This window comes from Virgibacillus sp. SK37 (assembly GCF_000725285.1).
Lineage (GTDB): Bacteria > Bacillota > Bacilli > Bacillales > Amphibacillaceae > Virgibacillus_Q.
Genome location: NZ_CP007161.1, coordinates 3629387 through 3648435 on the forward strand (window position 1 = coordinate 3629387; position 19049 = coordinate 3648435).

Sequence of the window (19049 nt, forward strand, 5' to 3'; positions counted from 1 at the left end):
TAATCATCTACAAGTAATTTAAATAAAACTATGGAACCTTTTTCCTATTTCATGTAAGTTAGAAGTATATCGGGGGAAAGGAGTAAATATGGCAAACGAAGAATCTGGGTTGTTTGGATTGAAATATTCAAATAGAGATTTTACAGAAGAAGATAATTGGGGAAAAAATCAGTTTAACAGTAGTTTTCCTGCTGCATTAGCCTGTTATATGGACAGTAAGAATATTAACCCTGTTTATCTTAAGTTAGGTAGCGAAGATAGTAGTCTAAAAGTATATAAAGACTACATAACTGTAAGGAATCTGTTTAGAATACCAGAAGATAAAACAATTGATGATGTCTATTATGAATTCGAAGGATTGTACGAACCACACAATGAGTTGGATAGGTCCTTATTGAGAAGTGATTTAGTTATTAAGTCTCTTACAGACGGGGAAGAACCACCAGAATACTATTCTCACCATGAAGTTAAACTCACAGCAATACCTGACAGTGCAACTTATCATAAAGACGAGGTTCAGTATGGAAGTGAGATTGTTATTAGAACGGTCTCTATAATACACTTAGCAATTAATATAGTAGAAATATATAAACATGATAAACTTTCTTTAGAAAGATTATTGAATCCAGTTACTGATAGAATCACAGACTGGACTGACGAGTATACATTATTGGAATTGTTACCTGATATGATATATACACTTAATAGTATATTAAGTGCAAATCTTGACAAACAAAGTCCTTTAATCATGAACCCAGTCTGGAAAACTAAAGGGAAAACTCCAGCATTAGAAGATAATTGTTTGGATATGTTTGTATGGTCTGACTTTGCACTTACAAGACTTTTTATCGACTCAATAAATGTAAATAGAACTAAAATAGACCGTTATTCGCGCGCACTTGTTTGGTTACTATATCTGTTACATCAATCTACATTTAATGATAGAATAGATAGTAGTAAAATTTATACTATGCCTTTTCATAATCAAACGGATAAGGCTTTTGCTTCTAATGGCAATAAGACAAATCCGTATATGAGAAGTAATGAGTTATTAACACCTAGAATTAAAAGAGAAGAAATTGCAAATATAGTCTTAGGGGGCGGTCAAAAAATGCTAAGCCCTGAAAGAAGATTTGATGCTGCAATTTCTGCCTCTACTGATATATTTGAAGAAGAATAAATAGGAGTTGAAATTATGCGCGCGATTGATTTGTTTTCTGGTTGTGGTGGTTTGTCTTTAGGCTTCCAAAATGCAGGTTTTGAAATAATATCTGCTTATGAGAATTGGGACAAGGCTATTGAAATATACAAGAAAAACTTTGAACACCCAATATATGAATATGATTTATCTAATGTAGAGGACTACAATGTTTTTATAAAACAAAACCCCGATATAATTATAGGTGGTCCTCCATGTCAAGATTACTCTTCAGCAGGAAAACGGAAAGAAGAGGCTAATGCAAACTTAACAACTGATTATGCTAATATCATTGCCAATGTAAAACCTAAGTATTTCTTAATGGAAAATGTAGATCAGATTAAGAAATATGATGTTTACAAAAGGGCAGTTAACATTTTTAAAGAAGCAGGATATGGCTTAACTTCTAGGATATTAGATGCCTCTCTTTGTGGTGTTCCTCAGAAACGAAAAAGATTTTTCTTGTTTGGAGAATTAGGCGGTAAAGACAATGCTTTCCTCCCGTTCATTGAAGATAAGATAAGTAAAGAACCAATGACACCAAGAATGTATTTTGGTGATAGTCTAGGACTTGAACATTATTATAGACACCCTAGAAACTATAATAGAAGAGGTGTATTTAGCATTGACGAACCTGCTCCAACTGTCAGGGGTGTAAATAGACCAGTACCTGACGGATATAAAGGTCATCCACGTGACACAGAAGACCCTAGAAAAGTCCGTGCATTAACTACTATTGAAAGAAGTTATCTACAAACTTTTCCTAAAGACTTTATTTTTGAAGGAAGTAAGACAAACTTAGAACAAATGATAGGAAACGCTGTTCCTGTAAAATTGGCTGAGTTTGTTGCGAATGCTATTGATCAATATGTAAGCAGTCAAGGTAATGTTGTAGAATATAAAAGAAAAAATAATACTCATGAAGTCATACACGACCAAATGGATATGTTTGAGGTTATTGGTAACTAGGGTTAATCCTTAGTTACTTTTTTTTATCTACGAAATTACATATACATTGGAATAATAGATAATAAAAAAAGATAAGAGGTGTTATCCCCTTATCCCTTTATTACATTACATAAACATTGATACAATACCAATTCCAAATACCATTAGAACAAAGTAAGTGAATATTGGCTTGAAGATTGTTTGTTGTTTGTCTGAAAGTTTCGGCTTAATGAAACGGTTATACATATAACCAATAAGCATAAAAATTGTTCCGAAAACAATCACGAACATTAAAATTGATAAAATTTCTTTCGCACCAATCTGACCTAAGTTTACCATTGCTAACATGAGATTTTCCTTTACTGACATGAGTATCAGCCTCCTAAAGATTATTTGTTTTACACTTGTACATTTATAGGTCAAAAGGCGGTTTCCTTCTTTTTTCTTAATAAAAAATGAAGAAAATATAAGAAAAATAAAAAGAAAAAGCGTTTCTTAATATATGCCATTTACTCTCATATTAAGTAGCATAAAATTAATATAAATAAATGTCGTGAAAAACCTTCCACAAAGTATTAAAACCATTATTTACATAGGTCTAACCTTACGGCTATCCCTATGTATGGATTTATTTCAGCATTAAATTCAATTTATTTTAGGTATTTTATTTATTACCATTCTTGTTCTATCTTTGGTTATCATTCAACTATCTTTGCAGTATTTTACTAATTATTTTGTTATATCTTTCCCCTTTTTGTACCCATCTTCGAAAGAGTCTAGGTCTTTTTTGCTAACTTTTCCTTTAGATTTCTTAGAAACTACTGTTTTAATTTTATCTTTATTATTAATTAAGTACTTAATAAGAGATTTGATTGCCCTCATAATCAAGTCAGCAGTCTCTTTTCCAAGTTTTCTAACTAGGAAATTGTAGAACTTTTTAATGTAAGTTCTGCCAAATGGAGTAAGTATAGCAATTACAACAGAGAAGATAGCACCAATGAGGAAATATACTTCTACACTCTCAAACATTATTAATCAACTCCTTTCATTAATATTTATTAATAAAAGAAGATAACTGTTATAAGAGTTATAATAGATATAATGATTGTTAATGGTGGTTATAAGTAATATATTGATTAATAACAGTTATCAATCTTTATTAGTTATTAAATGAGGTTCATTTCTTTTAGTTTTTGTTCTAATTTCGCTTTTGTAGCGGGACCATAAATGCCATCTGTTTTTAGTCCGTAGTACATACTTTGGAATCTACGAACAGCATCCTTTGTTGCTGGTCCATAACTTCCATCAACTTTGCCAACCTTGAAGTAAACAGCATTCAGGGCTCTTTGTAATTGCTTTACTTTTTCACCTTTACTTCCGTATTTGAGAATTCCAGAAGGAAGAGGATATTTAGAAACTGGTTTTGGTTGTGGTTTTTGTTTTGAAGTAGAGTTTGAAGATTTAAGTTTGATTACTTGTCCAATTTGTAAAGAATTAGGGTTTACATTTGGATTGTATTTTTTAATGTCATTAACTGAAATATTATATTTTCTACTAATTCCCCAGAAAGTGTCACCCTTCTTAATTTTATAAGTAGAAGGAATGTTATTGGTTTCTTCTTTTTTAGGTGTAGAAGATTTAATCCCTTTCACCATGTCAATAAACTGTTTCCAATTAATTCCCTTTGCACCACTTCTTAAATATCTAGGACAGTTCTTTCCAGAAGCACGGTTATGTTGTATTACATTTTCAATCGGTATATTGTATTTATTCATAAGGTATTTTACTAGCCATACTGTATTCTTAACTGCTGTTTTAAAATCACTATCAGGATTTACACAGATCTCAATCTGAATTCCGTTTTGGTTGTAATACTTATTCCCAGCAGCCCAACATTGAGCATCATCTTTGAAAGATTGAACAATCTCCTTACCATCTACTTGATAATGCCAACTAGCACTACGGCTATTTCCGTTATACTGCAAACGGGCATGATTATCAGCACCTGCTCCTTTTCTTGTATTATCTGTTTCATGGATAACGATGAACTTCTTGCTATTCTTTCCACTATAAGTGACCTTTTTAGCCACATTACTAGAAACTAAAAGTTTTCTAATATTCATTTCGCAACAACTCCTTTCAAAAGTTATTTTTCAAATAAAAAAGAGCCTAAAACAGGCTCTGTAATGCGAGTTAAGTAACTCAACAGGTATTCATATGGTTTATTTTTTCTTTGTAAATATAGAGGAAATGCCCTCTACAACTTCAATTAATTTATTCATGCCGGGTAATCCAATTCTATTTCCAAAGCGTAACAATTGAATGATATTTGAAGTAACCATTAATCCTGTATAACTCCAAGTAGTGAAATATAATACGTCATGCATTACTCCGTCTACACCTATTCCTATAATTGAACTCACTGAGAGGATTATAAATATTCCAAGTGAGAAGAACATTTTCGCTAAAGGTAAAGTGTAGTCTAGTAAGGTGTGCTTCTTATCCATTACATTGATTGTATATTCCACCAACAATACACTGAATGAGAATAACGCCATTAGCAGGAACATAGCCCCTAATTTATCAACAATCCCCTGATTAACGGCTATACCAAAAAATCCAGCAATCAAGGAAACTAATCCCGTGAAGAATCTTTCTATAAAATTCATATAACAACAACCCCTTTCTTTTCCTCACCTCCTTTGTAGAAATAAAAAAAGAGACTACTTAATTTGTAGCCTCATTGGTTTCAATTAAAAATATCTGGTAATGTGTAATACACCTAAATGGATAGTTGTCTGGGTTGTCTACCTCGTCCATTTTTCTTAATTTAAATACACCGATATTACTATCAGTGACCACTCTAAAATAAGGGTATGAAAGTTCTCCTGCATTTTCTAAATAAACTACACTTGCTTTTAATATTTTACTACCACCAATTAAGTGAAGGAAGAAGTCAGCAGGTGTTTCAGTAGGTTCATTTGGGTCTGTTCCTCCTCCACCAGTGTCGCCACCACCTGTATCACCACCATTATCTGGAGGATCAAGTGGATTAGGGTTATATAGGATTAGTGCAGGATATCCATCTGCTGTATTCATAGTCCATATATTAGTGAAATCCCAACCTACATAGGTATTAATATCTTTCATTTCAGCAGTGGTTTTACCTTTACCACCTCCATTAGAAGTAGCAATTCCAGAAACTTCTGTATCCCAATATGAATTTATTACTTCAACGGGACCACTGGTTGTTACATATCCTAACAATCCACCAGCATTATCATTATTAGGTATTCTACTTAGACTGTAACAATTTTCTACATGAGTATTAGATAGGGTTTCACCCACTATTCCACCTATAATACTACCTTCTGCTACTATATCCATATTAGAATATGAGTTTAGTATAGTTATATTATTTGTTCTTCCAACTACGCCACCTATACCAGCATAATCATCTGTATTGGTAAGCGATCCACTGACTGAACAATTTTGTATGTAACTTATTATACTTGAGGTTCTAGCCTCACCAATGAGCCCACCTATAAAGTTTCTTTGTCCCGTTATTTTTACATTGACAGCATGAACATTATTGATTTTTGAACTATCAAAGCGAACCGTCCCAATTAATGCTCCACCATTATTTTTACATGTTATATCAAAGTTAGTTAAGATTAAATTTTTAATTATTGCTCCCCTGTCAGTTGAACCGAACAAACCTATATTAAATTTAGAAGGTCTATTTATATATAAATTGCTAATAGTAAATCCTTGTCCGTCATATGTTCCGTAAAAACCATTAATAGGTGTCCACCCTGCAAATGTCCCATCTGTATATGGAGCCATTTCATGCGTGTAGGACATATCTATATCATTAACTTGAATATAATAAGCATAAGTGTCTTCCCTTACATTCCATAAGTCTGCTTGATTTCTAACATAATAAGGTTCTGCCTCCGTTCCTATACCACTGAAGTGATTTACATATACATATGTTTTATTCTCTTCGTAGTTTTTGACAAAGTAAGGTCTTTCCATTCCTTCCTTATATTCTTCAATGTAATTAATAGTCATATTAGGGTCGTTACTATCACCCTGTAAGTGATAAATCCTTTTATATCTAGTATTATCTAGAACTACTACACCAGAGGTGTTAGCACCGTCTACCCACACAAGATTGCTTGGATATTTAACTCCAATTTCTTTTTCTTTCCGTTTGATTGCTTCAGTTCTTGGTGTGGCATGAACTTCTATATCTGGATTATCAATTTCTACATTCCCTTTAAAGGTTGGTTCAGTGAATTTACTTACAATATCAAGATACTCTTTAACTCGTTCATTTCCAGTAGTATCTGCACCACTCTCAATTAGAGCAATCTCTTCTTTGTAATACTCCTGTATAGCAACTATTCCGTCCCTCCCCTCTATATAAAGAGGTTCAGGGGATAGTTTAACAATCTGCTTATTTTCTTCTTTAATAATCTCATAGTTATATACAACTTCTTTCTTTTCCATATATCCCCCTCCTTTCTTTAAATGTTGAATTTAACGGAGTCAACAGTAGATTCTCCTATTTGATTTCCATTTGAGTTGAGTCCTACGAATCTATATGTGTATGTTTTTGCTGTTGAAACTGTATCAGTGTATCCAGAATTAAATCCTGAAGTTTGAGTGTCTATAAGGGAATTGTCCCTATAAATCTCAACCTTACTTAAATCTCCACTATACTCATAAAAGAATGATACAGTTAGATTAGGTCTATCAATATTATTAAACTTAGCAGAGAACGAGCCTGTTTCACCAGTTCCACCTGAGCCACCACTTGAACCTCCACCTTTTAAATCAGTACGGATATATAAATAACCTTGATTTGAAGAAAGGGTAGGGTCAGGGTCACTTGTTCGTAAATCAACCTTTGCTGCTTTATGGATAGCCTCTTCAACCCCTTCTTCTAAGTTGTTTAAACGGTCTGCAGTAATGGCCGTTCTTTCATTCCATCTTGTTCTCGAATATGCCATTTATAGCCACCTCCAATCGGTCTTTTCAATCTGCAATGTTTCAAGTTTACTTTTTTCAAAGTTAAACTCTTGAATATCTAAATAGATACCTGTTCCTACTTCACTTGTTGCTAAACTTCCACCAATCCATGCTAAGTGAGTGATTTTTCCGTCAATATCTGAACCCATAATTGCACGGGAATAGATTGCTAAAGTATCCCTGTCTTGGTCACTTGTTAAAATAGGCACTCTTCCTGCTTCATTTCCATTGATATAATAAGCAATATATTTCAAACTACTTGCACCTAATAGAACGGGATATAGAGAAGAACTTGGGAATGTATTTCTGCTAGGATATATATAGGTATTAAATAGATTAGGGAATTCAGTTTCCTTCCACCACTTATCAAACTCATGCACAGGCTGGATTAGTTCCAATCCTTCAATTAGTTCCCTATCTTTGTTCTCACTTTTTCCAAAGAAAGAGACCCAATCTTCATGAGCGGGTCCGTTTATAACTTTCACTGAATATACTATTCTATTGTCTTTATCCCTTGCTCTTACAGAGGTAATCAATCCTTCCGTATTGACAAGATCATGCTCTGGTAAATTCACTTGTTGTAGCATACCCGGTTCTAATCCGTCTATATCTGTTTCATACTCAACTTCGAAACTATTCTGGGTTGCATAGTGGTTAAGTATCCGTGCATTCTCCTCTTCAATCCTGTCAAGACCTCTTAGATTAGTCTCTACAACTGCACCAACAATACCAGTTCCCTTATCTAATTCTTTCCTTCTTCTGATTTCACTTCTAGACTTATTAACCAATACAACAGGATACATGCCATAATATCTTACTTGTATAATATCGGCTTCTGTCAATGCTTCACTGTTACTGTTCTGAGTAACAACATTGTCACCAATCTCGAAGAAAAACTCCATTCCTTCTTTGTCTGTTCCTAATTTTTTAAGACCCATAATGACACTTTCAAAAGGAGCGCCATTTCTGGAAATATATACTTGTGCTTGAGAACCAACAGGATAGGCTAGTGTAAAGTTTTTATTACTTCCATCACCTTTAAATTCTTCAACAAGTCCATTCGTTAAAGCATGCCCTCCAACTATATGTTGTTGGTTTCTGTATTTAGGATTACCTTTACTTACTCTTACAGTTCCTCTTAGGGTGTTCTCCCAATTGAGGTTAAAAGGAGCAGGAAAGTTATCTTTGTCTTTAAATATAATATCCTTATCAGGAGTAATCCTTAATATGTAGTTTGATTTTTCAGCCAATCGTTCAACTGCTTTTAATCCACTTATATATCCAAATTTAACGTCAGTAAGATATGCACCTTTATCGGCTAATACATTTCTAATTCCTTCTAGTTTGAAATATTCGTTATATAAAGCCTCTAAAACTTCTTTGGAGTATTTATTCTGATATGCTCTTCCAACAGTTATTTTATCAAGAAGATATTCGTACCCTTTAACCTGTATATTATGTAACATGTAATTATATAAAGCATTGCTTTCTTTAGGCTTATGGATAAATCCACCAAATATCTTTTTCCCTTTATAAAAGGCTTTAACTTCTTCCCCTTCTTGAAACCATCTATTATCCTCAAATGTCATAATCGTAAAGGTGAGAGTATCAAAGCCATTGAGATTTTTTTGTAAATTAAAAGAACCAGCCTTTATGTCGACTAGTTCTCCTCTGATATATACTTCAATCATTTTACTCAAACCCCCTTAACTCTATTTCGTCCTGCATAGTGTTTGCTACGATTTCGGCTAACTCTCTACTATCAATAATAAGTTTAATGATTTGAGGACGGGATTTACCCTGATTTTGTGCCTCTTTTCTTGATTGCATAGGGTCTAATACCATTTCACCGTCTTTCAATAATGCAAGACCTTCACCACCACTTGTAGGTGCATTAAATACACCACCAGTATGAAGTCGTGGAATATTTGGTATATTAAATCCAAAGCGTTCTCCTCCAATTAAAGGAACCCAATCAGGAACTTTAATATTTAATCCATTAAGTCCATTAATTATTTTATTAAAGCCGTCTATAAAGAAGTTAAATGGTGCTTTTATAATTTTGATAGCACCTTCAAAAATACTAGACAAGAAATCTCCTAATTTAGTCCAGACACCTTTGATAAAATCGAATGCTGTTTTTGCACCATTCTTAATTCCTTCCCAAAGTTTAGGTCCAACCTCCTTAATCCATTCAAAGCCAATTTTTAAGGCTTGGTATAGCATTCTCCATTGGAAAGTGAGAATCTTAAATGCGTTTATAGCCCCTTTTTTCAGCATTTCCCAGCAAAACTCGGCTGCTTGTACTATTCCCTCCCAAACTGCAATGCCTACTTTTTTGACCGTATCCCAATGTTTTATAAGAAGATATCCTATTGCAATAACGGCTGCAATGGCTGCTACAATGAGACCGATTGGTCCGAGAGCCATAGTTTGAGCAACTGCAAATGCTCTTGCTGCAATTGTTCCTGCCTTTTGGGCTACTGTCCAAGCCTTAGTAGCGGCTGTTGCTATTTGTTGGTGGTAGGCTACTGCCTGAATAAGTGGACCAGTTGCCATCATAACTGTTGATAGGTTTCCTAATGTTTGGATTTGGTCTCCATACGTATAGGTAAGTTCATCAAATTGATGCTTTAGTTTTTGTAATGGAGTATAACTCTCGGCGTGTATGTCAGCATTCTCTTGTATAACACCACTTGATTCTTTGACTTGTTGTTTGTACTGATTAAAGGAATCCGTAGAAACCCCTAAAGTATCTAACAAGCCTTGCATAGTACCGTCAGACTCATTGACTGCTGCCCTAAACTCTTGTCTTGCAGTTCTTCCAGTCATACCAAATTCTTTTTCTAGTACACCTAAGATAGCAGCAGAATCATTTATGTCAGCACCCATACTCCTTAATTCAGGACCAGTTTTATCAATAAAAGAAAGAAATTCCTCAACTGAACTTGTGGTCTCTTGAAATACAAAGCCAAATGCACCTAATGCTTCTTTTTCATTACCTGCTTCTATACCTATGGCTTGGAGACTAACTCCTGCCTTTGCTAATTCAGGACCAGAGCCACGAACGGCATCCCCTAAGGTATCCCAGTATGTGGCATATTCCTTCATAGCCTTACCTGAGCGAATACCTTGCTGTGTGGCAGTCTCAAATAATGCAGTGGCATCTTCTATCGGAAAGGTTACATTGGCTGTTTCTACCGCTAGTTGCCGCATTTCTTTACTAGTCATATCCGTTACATTAGCCAATCTATGAGTGTCTTCTGTCAGTGTCGCTTGTTTCTGTGCTAAAACGTCAACAGCAACACCTGTAGCAGATATTGCAAGACCAGCCTTCTTTGCTCCACTTTCCCAGTTTTTAAACATATCTTTAAACGAACGATTTGCACTGTCAGCATTTTCCTCAGCCTGTTCAAGAGAACTATTTATAGACTCCCCTGTATTCTCAGCGGTTTCACCTGCACTTTGCAGAGAAGTTTCCATATTGTCAACGGTAGAAGACATGTTCTCCATAGTGGAAGTAGCATTGTCTATAGAACTCTCTATGCTCCCCATACTTGCTACACCAGTGTTTGCTAAATTCTGAAATACTTGTGATGCTTGGTCTTTAGCACGAATAAGAATCTCAACAACATTAGACATCAATAACCCCTCCTTTCTTTAACCATTTCAATTATTCGTTGTTTTTGTTGTTCTACATTTACTTTGTTTGACTGTTCTGTATTTTTACTTGTATCCTGTTTCATTTCCTCATTCTCTTTATTAAATCCAGCAATTAAAAATAGCCACTGCAACGGGGTTAAATCACCCTGTCGAGCGGCTAGTGGATATCCTGCTTGATGAAAACGAATAATCGACTTGGCTTCATCAGTCGTTACGAAAGGAATTTAATTCCTCTTTTAATGCCTCCTTATCTTCTTTCTTTACTGCAATTCCACTAATACGGTAGATAGCCTTCGCTATTTGTGAAACAACTCCAGAAGGAAGATTTTTAACTTCTTCAATAGTATGCTTTTCACCGTCTGCAATGCATAAAGAAACTGCTAATATTTCAGCCTCTGCATTATATTGAGCAGAAGCGGCATTATCAATCTCAATTTCCATACTAGATTTTTCAGGGTTCTCTTGATTTAAAACCCCTCTAGTTTTTTGTCCTTTAGACTGTAATTTTTGTATTCTAGCATTCTCGTCTTTTGATAAAGGACGGACAGGAATAGAGTACTTTTCTTTGTTAAAATCAATTTCTATATCTTCAATGTAGTTTTTACCTGCTTGAACTAAATCTCCAAAATTCTTCATTATAAAATCTCCCCTTTCGCGTTATTCAATACTGCATATATGTCACTTTGAACTTGAGTTCCGTTGTAGTTAACTGATCCCTCTAATGCTCGAATAGTAGCACTTTGAGTGATAGAGTCTCTTCCACTTACTGGAGTAGTAAGACCTTCGTAAATACAATTTGGAAATTCAAAATGTAAAGTTCCTTCACCTGAAACAAAATCTACCTCAAGTGAGAAGGTTTGCTCGTTTTCAAATAGTTCGGTTTCTTCATCATCCTCATAGTAGTAAGTTGCTGAAATATTAACAGTTCGTTCACCTAATACAATTCTGCGAGTAGTACGGCTTCCAATAGTTTGTCCTGCCTCAATAGAAGGGTTATTGGAAATAGTAATAGTTAGTTCTTGTATCTTTCTAGATTTATCAATTCCATTAATTTTTGCAGTTACTTCATGCATAGCAATAGGGAATAAATCTTCTAGATTTAAGTCTTCTTTAGCCTTTAATGCTCTCTTACTACCGTCTGCATAAACAACATTTGCAGTAATCTGTACAACATTATCACTGAATGAAAATTCTAGGCTTTCAACCACACAACCTGTATAATATTCTTCTTTAATATCCTTACCTACATAAGAAACAAAAGAAATAGGCATAGCGTCGTCAGTGCCAATAAACTCATGCTTATTTAACTCTCCACTTCCTGTTGTTAATTCTGTGTATGCATACTCCATTAGAGTAGCCTTTAACCAGAAACCAACAGAATGAATATCTACGGGATGGACTACATTACCACTACCAGAAATAGGTGTTTTTACATACTTTTTTGTTCCTCTACCAATACCACTAGGTACATAGGAAACTCTTTCTTGTGGTATATCTAAACTTGAACTTGCTATATCTACATGATTTTGTGGCTCTTTTAAAGTTGAACTATTAAATTCGTCTTCAAAAGCAGCACCAAAATATCTTAAAATTTTACTCATTCTTTTTCCCCCTTTCTAATCTCTTATAATGTCAAAGAGAATATTGACCGTTGCACCTGCTCCATACACTCCACTTTCATCTGCAAATAATGGAGAGGACGGCTCAAATGGTCCAGATTTAATGTCGTAAATATAAGAAAAACCACCTAATTGGCGGTCTTTTAAAACAATATTCAATGCCTTATCTACAAGGTCGGTTGAGTTGATATGCCCTTTTTCAGGGTCATTCGATTGATAAACAGCAACCAGTATTAGAGGAAGTGTCTTTCTTTCTTTTCGTGAAGTTATTTCTTCTGAAGTTATTTGGTCTTGATACACCCATATAACAGGAGGCTTAATCACTCCTTTCGTGCGGTCTCCACGAATAATTCTTTTAACTCCTTCCAATTTTCCACCTTCTACACGTTCGGCATTAAGTATTTCAATAACTTTATTTATAATTTCGTTATATGCTTCACCAATAGTTTTACTCATGAATATCAACCTCCTTTTAAGCAACCTCTTGGATAGACTTTTCTATAAACTCTTGTAGTCTTGTTTTTGTTTCGTCAATAGAGGTGTCAATATAAGGATTAGGTTTTTGTCCTTTAACCTCTTTTGTAAAAATGGTTCTACTACCAATATTAAATACCAGATACTCCCCATTCTTCGGAGTGATTGGCCGTTTATTTGGTCCAAACTCCCCTGTTCCGTTGTTGACCATTAAGGCATATTTAACTTTAGTGAATACACGGTATGTAAGGTCGTCGTCTTTATGTAATTGAAAACTACCTGCCAATCGTCCATGATCCTTTGGTGCATTTATCTTCACCCTTGCTAAAGTATTCTGTGCTGTATAATTAACGGATTTATGAATAGCCTCCCTGCAATTTCTAACAATTCCAATAAATTGTTGTTCATCAACTCCTAAAACTTCTAATACTAGGCTCATTTTTTACCATCTTTTCTACTGCCTATTACTCTTATAGAAATAGTAGTTGTAGGTTCTTTTTTAAACATATCTAAATCTTTTTTAACTGCTGAACTAAAAACGGAATCGGAAATAAAATTGGAGGAGTTATCTTCTAGACTAGCATTGGGGTTCTTGTATCTGTCTTGCATTTGTTTGATTTTGTTTGCTACGATACGTGTCGCTATATCTTCAATTTCTGGAGGGATTGTTGTATATTCTTCTGTGAAGTTAATTTCTGTATATCTATCAATATATGCTTTTGCTTGTATTAACCATTTTTCAAGTAATTGTTCAAATTCTTCCTTTGTTTCTATATCGAAACTTTCCTTAGAAATACCTGTAAACAATTTTACTTCAGTTACTGTTGAATAATAATTAGGCATTTTTAATCACCTCACTATGTTCTTTCTTGAGGTGGTTTTCCAAGCCTCTAGTAGTCTTATACTCTTTACCACAATATTCGCATATAAGGTTGTTCTCTTCGTCCTGAGATTGTGTATGTACTTCTTGCTCTGCTTCTGCTTTTTTTACAATTAAATGACTAGATGCATTTAGAAAAAATCTCTGTTTTTCATTTAGTGATAATGTAACTGTTTGTAAAGGAAGGAAGTAATATCCTCCCCTATAAACAGTTCTCTTAGATTTATTAATCACCTGAAAGGTATTCATTTTTAAACACCTGCGTCAGGATTTGTTTTATCTAAGAATGCAACAGCAGCCATTTCAGAATCTACGTAACCAGCAGCAGGCCATACACGACCAATGATTTCATCACTCTCTTGACGAGCATTACGATCATGCTCCATAGTTACTTCTTGGAACAGGCCCCATGTCATGATATTTTTGTTTTGCAACATTACAACACGACCATTATGTGCTAAACCGTCTGGGTCACTAAGTGAATCAACAGTTACGATTTTAATACCGTCAAGGAATAATTCATCATTCTTAATGTAGAAACGATCTCCCATTTCAGTAGGACGTTCACGGTAGAAATCACGAATATCTAACTCATGGTCAAAGTCAATAGCATAAGCCAAGTTCTTACGGTTTCTTAAACCTTTACGTGAAATAGCACGTTGTAATGCTAGTAAAGGTGCAAGTGGATTAGTAGAATCAAATGAATCATTGTAGATTTTCACTCCTGCTTTCTTAATCCAACCGTCTTCTAGGTGTAAGAAGTCTTGCTCTGTGGTAGGAACAATATCTTTATCACCGTGTACAAGATAAACTTCAATGTCATAAGAGATTTCGTCTGCTAACATGTCAATAAAGGTGTCTACTAATGCCTTTCCATATTGGTTGAGAATTTCAACATCGTCTTTAAGCACTAGTAAAGCACGAAGTTTCTTAGCAACTAATTCCTCTGTTACAACAAATGGTTTAGTTTCATCTGCGTCTGTAACATCACGGAAGTTACCTTGTGTATCATACCCACTTCTTAAGGTTCTACCTTTATATCCCACATTGGAGATTTCTAGAGTATGACTATCCATCTTCGTAAACTTAGCAAAGTTCAACAAAGTGGTATTCTCTTGTAATTTTTTAACTAATTGTGCAAAGTGTTGTGGTTTTAAATAAACCTTTCCTAAATCTGAAATATCGAATGAATTAGCACTCTTTGCTGATGCTAGAACATCGTCTAAATATCTTTTCATTTAAAATTCCCCCTTTTCTTCTTTTTTAACGCCGTTCTTATCACGGCCTAAGAATTCATAAAAATCGAATCCTTGCTCAGGCTTTCCTGCCTCTGCGTCGAAGTCAAATGCTTCGCTACTCTTATTTCTACTTTTTGCGGATTTCTTAGAAGTGCCGCCTACACCACTATTAACACCATCTGCGCTTAATTCCATGATTGTAGTTTTAATTAAATTCTTGATATATTCGTCTGTTAATTCCTTTTCAGACTTCTTATCAGTCTCTTCAGTGTTAGTCTCTTCTTCTGTTGAAGTTTCGTTATCTTCCTTATCTTCTTTATTTGTTTCTTCAGAAGCGGAAGTATCTTCTTCAGTTGTATCCCCCTCTTGAGTAGTAGTTTCTTCTACTTCTTCAGTTGTGGTATCTTCCTCCACCTCTTCGGTCTCAGCACCTTTCACTACGGATAAAATAAAATCTTTCAATTCTTCTTTAGTCATTTCGACATCCTCTCCTTTCGATTTCTTGGCTCGTTCGTCTTTCATAAACTCTACGAACCTCTTAAACAATCCCTTTTCTTCTAATTCCTTAGATTTAAAGGCAAAGAATTCTGCTTTTGGAACAGCAGGCTTATCTACAATTGACACATGGGTGATAACGAAATCTCCTAGTTCTGCTAGAGTAGTTCTTTCACTCTTATTTACTAAATCATTCAACTGCTCATTGGTTGCTGACTTAAATGAAAAGTCTTCAAGAGTGGAACGTCTTACTCCCATAATGGAGAACCCTGTCAACTTCCCGTCTAGTACGGCTTGCCATATATCAGGGTCAGAAACTTTAACAGACATAATCCATGTGCCAATAGGTAACTCAACTTCCTTTCCATAAACTTTTACAGTCATTGGGAAAGGCAATAAATAACTCTCTACAACTTTTGCAACATTGTTCAATGAGTGCTGTAAATCGCTATTTTGGTATTTTTCCATATACTCATACATAAGGGCTTCAATCTGACTCTTAGTGACTACATCACCGTCAGTATCTGGCTCGTCTGGTATAAGTACAGCACCAGTCATGATTTGTAAATCCTTATTTAAACCAATAATTGGACTACTTAATTCAGGCATACACTTCAACTCCTTTCTAAAAGCCTTATACTCGCCCTGTAATGCACTTTACAAGGCAAGTAATACAAATACCCCCTATAACCGTAAAAAACGATTGTAGAGGGTGTATAAGCGTTATTTTTGATTGATTATGCTACATCTACCAAGTCACTTTCATAAAAGTATGTTTGACCTATTGGAGGCATTTTGCCTAAAGGCATAACAAATGGAACTAATACGCAACGGCAATTAATCCATTCTTCAATTGGTCCTGTTCTATCACCGGGATGGGTTAATCCATTAGAGAATGCATCACCAACTCTGACTATTTGACCATGTAAAGAAACATGATCTGCATCAGAAGTAGAGCCGTCACGAACACGGTGGTCTTCTGCAGTAATCCACATATGATATTCAGCACCTATTTCCTGATTAACTAAATATGCACCTTGATTTTGTGCGCTGTTAATCTCAGTTCGTGCAATCCTTACTAGTTCATGCTCTTCCATACTTTTAAATTTACTTCGTAATCTATCAGCGGCCTCGTCAATACCTAATCCCTTATCATAACTTTCTACAAGGTTTTGCATAACATTTCCAGTCATTCTCTGAAGAGTTCTTTCACTTGCCTCGAAAGTTTGATTGAGAAGAATCTGCCTCACATTATCCTTAATAGGTGTAAATGCAACTCCTACACCAGCCTTCTGCATATTAGAGATTGTTCTATTAGCACCCCGTTGAGCGGCTTGTAATACTTCCTTTTCTATTTCTTTATTAAACTTATCTTGAACTAGAAAAAGAGATTCCAATATAATTCTACGAGTAATATCATTGCTAGGAACATTATCTAATTTCAATAATTCTCTTATTATCTTTTCAAATGCAGGGACAAATACCTTCTTCAAATTCTTATGCAATCGTATTTCAGCGGCTCTAGTATTTCGATTAACAGATTTAATTGCTTGTATTATTCCTTCTACTTGTTGGATATCAAGAAGTAGTTTTTCTAATTCTTTCATTTAGACCACCACTTCTTTTTAGAAACTTGTATTTGCTCCTCTACGGTACTCTTCAAACTTTTTAAGGCATTCTCTACCTCTTCGTTTATCTGTTCGTTAATAGCCGTTTCTTCAGCCTCTGGTAGGTCTCCGTCAATTGCTTGACCATTCAGGTAGTGGTAATCCATAGCAGGGTGAGAACTCTCCAAGAGGTTATACTTCCAACCAAAGTATTGAATTAATTGATTAGGAGTAATAGCAGCCTTATCAAATAACTTAATAGCCATATCTAAATCTTTTTGTTCGTCTTCTAAGTCCATATCATTAAACTTAAATTCAAATGCTAAAGAACCTGTATTATGCTCTATAATGCTGTTCATAAAGCGTTCTAGTTTATTCTGCATAGGCTCAATAACACTTCTTTTATATATTTCAGTTTCTTGTTCTGAAACATTACCACCTAATGCACCACTTTCAGTAATTGCAAGGCGTGAAGCGGGAACACCGTGTGAAGATAATACTTCTTTCATATTGTCCTCTCTGTATAAACGGAAAGAGGCTTCTTTTACTTCTGTTGATAATTTTTCTATTTTAACCTCAACAGGATTGGGTGAACCCTTCACAGACGGAATGGAAAGCACCATTGTAGAATGTGGGTTTTCTGTTAATTCGTCAAAGCGGTCTTCAATTGCTCGTTCTAAATCTGTATAACCATCTTCACCAACAGGACCTTGATCGAATCCCCCTGATACAGTTACCAAACAAGCAGGAACACCAAAGTTGCCAAACCAATCAATATTATATTCCCTTCTTGAAATATCACCCTTTACGGCTCCAAGTGCAGGAATGATACTAGGTTGTCCATAATAAGAATGACCCGGTGCATAATCTACGTCAGAGTAGAATTCCCTTGCTCTTAATTCTGGAGGCAAACTACCAAGTTTTTTAATCTCCCCAGTTTCTTTATGCACGTCATATGGATACTTATATCTTTTGAAATATTTCTTTTTCATTCCTTTTTGTTGTAGTGCAACTTTACGACCTTTCAAGAATCGAATAGTATGTGCAGGAACATGCTCTATAAAATCAATAGCAGCATTTGGATTATTGTCTTCTCTACCAATCTCATAGAAGTCAAAACCAATAGAAAAGTAATCAATTAATCCTCTTTTATGAACTTCAACTAAATCTTCATTCAGAGATTTAAGCATATTCTCAACTTCTTCAATACCTTCCTCTTCTTCTATAGATTTCAACTGCCACCCTAAACCTGCAATATCAACAGCCTTCTGATATACGGCTCTCTTGTGATATGTATTCTGTTCTAAAATGACAACTAAAGCGGGAAGATTATATGGAGGCTCTACCACTTGTTTATCTGTAAAGGAAAAGTCCATATCCTCCGTATTATTCTTAATAGCATGTCGTTCCAATATATCTTTTTCTATTAACTTCTTCTTACTTGTATATATAAATTGCTTCACTAAAACTACCTCCTTTCATAAGAAAAAGACCCTCTAAATGGGGTCTGTAATCGTAGTTATAAAGTTCAATAGGTGTTCGTATAGGTTAAATAAATCCTTTATAAATCAATAAGACTAATATCTGTATTAAGTGAATTGATTGATCAATAATTAATCCTGCACCTAATGGATTTAACTTTTTGTAAAAACCAACAGGCTTTGCTTTCATATAATCTGCTACTGCATGAACAATGAAAAGGAATAATATATCAAATAAATTAATATCAATCCCAATTAAAAAGGCAGCGGTTGCTATAACCCCTGTCCATATACCTGCATGTGTTATTAATGCAATCATATTCTTACCTTTTTGTTGTGCTAAGAAATCCCCTTGTAGTGGATAGTCAGCAAGTAGGTGTGCAAATATTAAAATTAATAAGTTCATTTC

At 34.7% G+C, this 19049-nt stretch carries 22 protein-coding genes; 2 read left to right on the forward strand and 20 right to left on the reverse strand.

The genetic code is table 11. The features are described from left to right. Positions 1 to 88: 88 nt before the first annotated feature. Both X953_RS17850 and X953_RS17855 read left to right on the forward strand, forming a co-directional pair. Positions 89 to 1180 (forward strand): HindVP family restriction endonuclease, encoded by a 1092-nt coding sequence (locus X953_RS17850; protein ID WP_040956746.1) that lies wholly within the window; start codon positions 89 to 91, stop codon positions 1178 to 1180. Positions 1181 to 1195: 15 nt separating this feature from the next. Continuing rightward, positions 1196 to 2167, forward strand: coding sequence for a DNA cytosine methyltransferase (locus X953_RS17855; protein ID WP_040956747.1), 972 nt, complete (start codon positions 1196 to 1198; stop codon positions 2165 to 2167). A 105-nt stretch (positions 2168 to 2272) separates the two neighbouring features. On the opposite strand, the gene X953_RS17860 is transcribed toward X953_RS17855, so the two are convergent. The 20 genes from X953_RS17860 to X953_RS17950 all read right to left on the reverse strand — a co-directional run bounded on the left by X953_RS17860 (position 2273) and on the right by X953_RS17950 (position 19046). Then, positions 2273 to 2515 (reverse strand): hypothetical protein, encoded by a 243-nt coding sequence (locus X953_RS17860; RefSeq protein ID WP_040956748.1) that lies wholly within the window; start codon positions 2513 to 2515, stop codon positions 2273 to 2275. 360 nt (positions 2516 to 2875) lie between these two features. Beyond that, positions 2876 to 3175 (reverse strand): hypothetical protein, encoded by a 300-nt coding sequence (locus tag X953_RS17865; protein ID WP_040956749.1) that lies wholly within the window; start codon positions 3173 to 3175, stop codon positions 2876 to 2878. A 137-nt stretch (positions 3176 to 3312) separates the two neighbouring features. Beyond that, the gene (locus X953_RS20335; RefSeq protein WP_052350197.1) at positions 3313 to 4269 is read right to left on the reverse strand and encodes an N-acetylmuramoyl-L-alanine amidase; all 957 of its coding nucleotides are present in this window, start codon (positions 4267 to 4269) and stop codon (positions 3313 to 3315) included. 99 nt (positions 4270 to 4368) lie between these two features. Continuing rightward, complete coding sequence (locus X953_RS17875; protein WP_040956750.1) at positions 4369 to 4815, reverse strand: hypothetical protein; 447 nt, start codon at positions 4813 to 4815, stop codon at positions 4369 to 4371. 58 nt (positions 4816 to 4873) lie between these two features. Next, on the reverse strand, positions 4874 to 6661 hold the full coding sequence (locus tag X953_RS17880; RefSeq protein WP_040956751.1) for a hypothetical protein: 1788 nt from the start codon (positions 6659 to 6661) through the stop codon (positions 4874 to 4876). A 17-nt stretch (positions 6662 to 6678) separates the two neighbouring features. After that, positions 6679 to 7164, reverse strand: coding sequence for a hypothetical protein (locus X953_RS17885; RefSeq protein WP_040956752.1), 486 nt, complete (start codon positions 7162 to 7164; stop codon positions 6679 to 6681). Beyond that, a complete protein-coding gene (locus tag X953_RS17890; protein ID WP_040956753.1) occupies positions 7165 to 8874 on the reverse strand; it encodes a hypothetical protein in 1710 nt (569 codons plus the stop codon). Position 8875: 1 nt separating this feature from the next. Continuing rightward, on the reverse strand, positions 8876 to 10825 hold the full coding sequence (locus tag X953_RS17895) for a phage tail tape measure protein (protein ID WP_040956754.1): 1950 nt from the start codon (positions 10823 to 10825) through the stop codon (positions 8876 to 8878). Further along, positions 10825 to 10977, reverse strand: coding sequence for a hypothetical protein (locus X953_RS19920; RefSeq protein ID WP_156958516.1), 153 nt, complete (start codon positions 10975 to 10977; stop codon positions 10825 to 10827). The genes X953_RS17895 and X953_RS19920 overlap by 1 nt, the downstream gene beginning before the upstream one ends. Before the next feature lie 73 nt (positions 10978 to 11050). Continuing rightward, positions 11051 to 11482 (reverse strand): hypothetical protein, encoded by a 432-nt coding sequence (locus tag X953_RS17900; protein ID WP_040956755.1) that lies wholly within the window; start codon positions 11480 to 11482, stop codon positions 11051 to 11053. Continuing rightward, positions 11482 to 12447: a phage tail tube protein gene (locus X953_RS17905; RefSeq protein WP_040956756.1), complete on the reverse strand. Its 966-nt coding sequence runs from the start codon at positions 12445 to 12447 to the stop codon at positions 11482 to 11484. The genes X953_RS17900 and X953_RS17905 overlap by 1 nt, the downstream gene beginning before the upstream one ends. A gap of 15 nt (positions 12448 to 12462) precedes the next feature. Continuing rightward, positions 12463 to 12921, reverse strand: a complete 459-nt coding sequence (locus tag X953_RS17910; RefSeq protein WP_040956757.1) for a hypothetical protein — start codon at positions 12919 to 12921, stop codon at positions 12463 to 12465. Between the two features lie 16 nt (positions 12922 to 12937). Next, positions 12938 to 13378 carry an HK97 gp10 family phage protein gene (locus tag X953_RS17915; protein ID WP_040956758.1) on the reverse strand — a complete coding sequence of 147 codons (441 nt, stop codon included), beginning with the start codon at positions 13376 to 13378 and terminating at the stop codon, positions 12938 to 12940. After that, positions 13375 to 13782, reverse strand: a complete 408-nt coding sequence (locus tag X953_RS17920; protein ID WP_040956759.1) for a hypothetical protein — start codon at positions 13780 to 13782, stop codon at positions 13375 to 13377. Before X953_RS17920 ends, X953_RS17915 begins: the two co-directional genes overlap by 4 nt. After that, the gene (locus X953_RS17925) at positions 13775 to 14068 is read right to left on the reverse strand and encodes a hypothetical protein (RefSeq protein ID WP_040956760.1); all 294 of its coding nucleotides are present in this window, start codon (positions 14066 to 14068) and stop codon (positions 13775 to 13777) included. Before X953_RS17925 ends, X953_RS17920 begins: the two co-directional genes overlap by 8 nt. A gap of 2 nt (positions 14069 to 14070) precedes the next feature. Next, positions 14071 to 14922, reverse strand: a complete 852-nt coding sequence (locus X953_RS17930) for a hypothetical protein (RefSeq protein ID WP_156958517.1) — start codon at positions 14920 to 14922, stop codon at positions 14071 to 14073. Between the two features lie 135 nt (positions 14923 to 15057). Further along, positions 15058 to 16161 (reverse strand): XkdF-like putative serine protease domain-containing protein, encoded by a 1104-nt coding sequence (locus X953_RS19255; protein ID WP_052350198.1) that lies wholly within the window; start codon positions 16159 to 16161, stop codon positions 15058 to 15060. A gap of 128 nt (positions 16162 to 16289) precedes the next feature. Beyond that, on the reverse strand, positions 16290 to 17159 hold the full coding sequence (locus tag X953_RS17940; RefSeq protein WP_052350199.1) for a phage minor head protein: 870 nt from the start codon (positions 17157 to 17159) through the stop codon (positions 16290 to 16292). After that, positions 17156 to 18622 (reverse strand): phage portal protein, encoded by a 1467-nt coding sequence (locus X953_RS17945; protein WP_040956762.1) that lies wholly within the window; start codon positions 18620 to 18622, stop codon positions 17156 to 17158. Before X953_RS17945 ends, X953_RS17940 begins: the two co-directional genes overlap by 4 nt. Positions 18623 to 18707: 85 nt before the next feature. Continuing rightward, entirely contained in the window at positions 18708 to 19046 is a 339-nt protein-coding gene (locus X953_RS17950; protein ID WP_040956763.1) for a DUF3307 domain-containing protein, read from the reverse strand. Positions 19047 to 19049: the final 3 nt, after the last annotated feature.

Excerpts from the sequence above, each read along its gene's own strand:
- X953_RS17850 (WP_040956746.1), top strand. The coding sequence starts at position 89 with ATGGCAAACGAAGAATCTGGGTTGTTTGGATTGAAATATTCAAATAGA.
- X953_RS17855 (WP_040956747.1), top strand. The coding sequence starts at position 1,196 with ATGCGCGCGATTGATTTGTTTTCTGGTTGTGGTGGTTTGTCTTTAGGC.
- X953_RS17860 (WP_040956748.1), bottom strand. The coding sequence starts at position 2,515 with ATGTCAGTAAAGGAAAATCTCATGTTAGCAATGGTAAACTTAGGTCAG.
- X953_RS17865 (WP_040956749.1), bottom strand. The coding sequence starts at position 3,175 with ATGTTTGAGAGTGTAGAAGTATATTTCCTCATTGGTGCTATCTTCTCT.
- X953_RS20335 (WP_052350197.1), bottom strand. The coding sequence starts at position 4,269 with ATGAATATTAGAAAACTTTTAGTTTCTAGTAATGTGGCTAAAAAGGTC.
- X953_RS17875 (WP_040956750.1), bottom strand. The coding sequence starts at position 4,815 with ATGAATTTTATAGAAAGATTCTTCACGGGATTAGTTTCCTTGATTGCT.
- X953_RS17880 (WP_040956751.1), bottom strand. The coding sequence starts at position 6,661 with ATGGAAAAGAAAGAAGTTGTATATAACTATGAGATTATTAAAGAAGAA.
- X953_RS17885 (WP_040956752.1), bottom strand. The coding sequence starts at position 7,164 with ATGGCATATTCGAGAACAAGATGGAATGAAAGAACGGCCATTACTGCA.
- X953_RS17890 (WP_040956753.1), bottom strand. The coding sequence starts at position 8,874 with ATGATTGAAGTATATATCAGAGGAGAACTAGTCGACATAAAGGCTGGT.
- X953_RS17895 (WP_040956754.1), bottom strand. The coding sequence starts at position 10,825 with ATGTCTAATGTTGTTGAGATTCTTATTCGTGCTAAAGACCAAGCATCA.
- X953_RS17900 (WP_040956755.1), bottom strand. The coding sequence starts at position 11,482 with ATGAAGAATTTTGGAGATTTAGTTCAAGCAGGTAAAAACTACATTGAA.
- X953_RS17905 (WP_040956756.1), bottom strand. The coding sequence starts at position 12,447 with ATGAGTAAAATTTTAAGATATTTTGGTGCTGCTTTTGAAGACGAATTT.
- X953_RS17910 (WP_040956757.1), bottom strand. The coding sequence starts at position 12,921 with ATGAGTAAAACTATTGGTGAAGCATATAACGAAATTATAAATAAAGTT.
- X953_RS17915 (WP_040956758.1), bottom strand. The coding sequence starts at position 13,378 with ATGAGCCTAGTATTAGAAGTTTTAGGAGTTGATGAACAACAATTTATT.
- X953_RS17920 (WP_040956759.1), bottom strand. The coding sequence starts at position 13,782 with ATGCCTAATTATTATTCAACAGTAACTGAAGTAAAATTGTTTACAGGT.
- X953_RS17925 (WP_040956760.1), bottom strand. The coding sequence starts at position 14,068 with ATGAATACCTTTCAGGTGATTAATAAATCTAAGAGAACTGTTTATAGG.
- X953_RS19255 (WP_052350198.1), bottom strand. The coding sequence starts at position 16,161 with ATGCCTGAATTAAGTAGTCCAATTATTGGTTTAAATAAGGATTTACAA.
- X953_RS17940 (WP_052350199.1), bottom strand. The coding sequence starts at position 17,159 with ATGAAAGAATTAGAAAAACTACTTCTTGATATCCAACAAGTAGAAGGA.
- X953_RS17950 (WP_040956763.1), bottom strand. The coding sequence starts at position 19,046 with ATGAACTTATTAATTTTAATATTTGCACACCTACTTGCTGACTATCCA.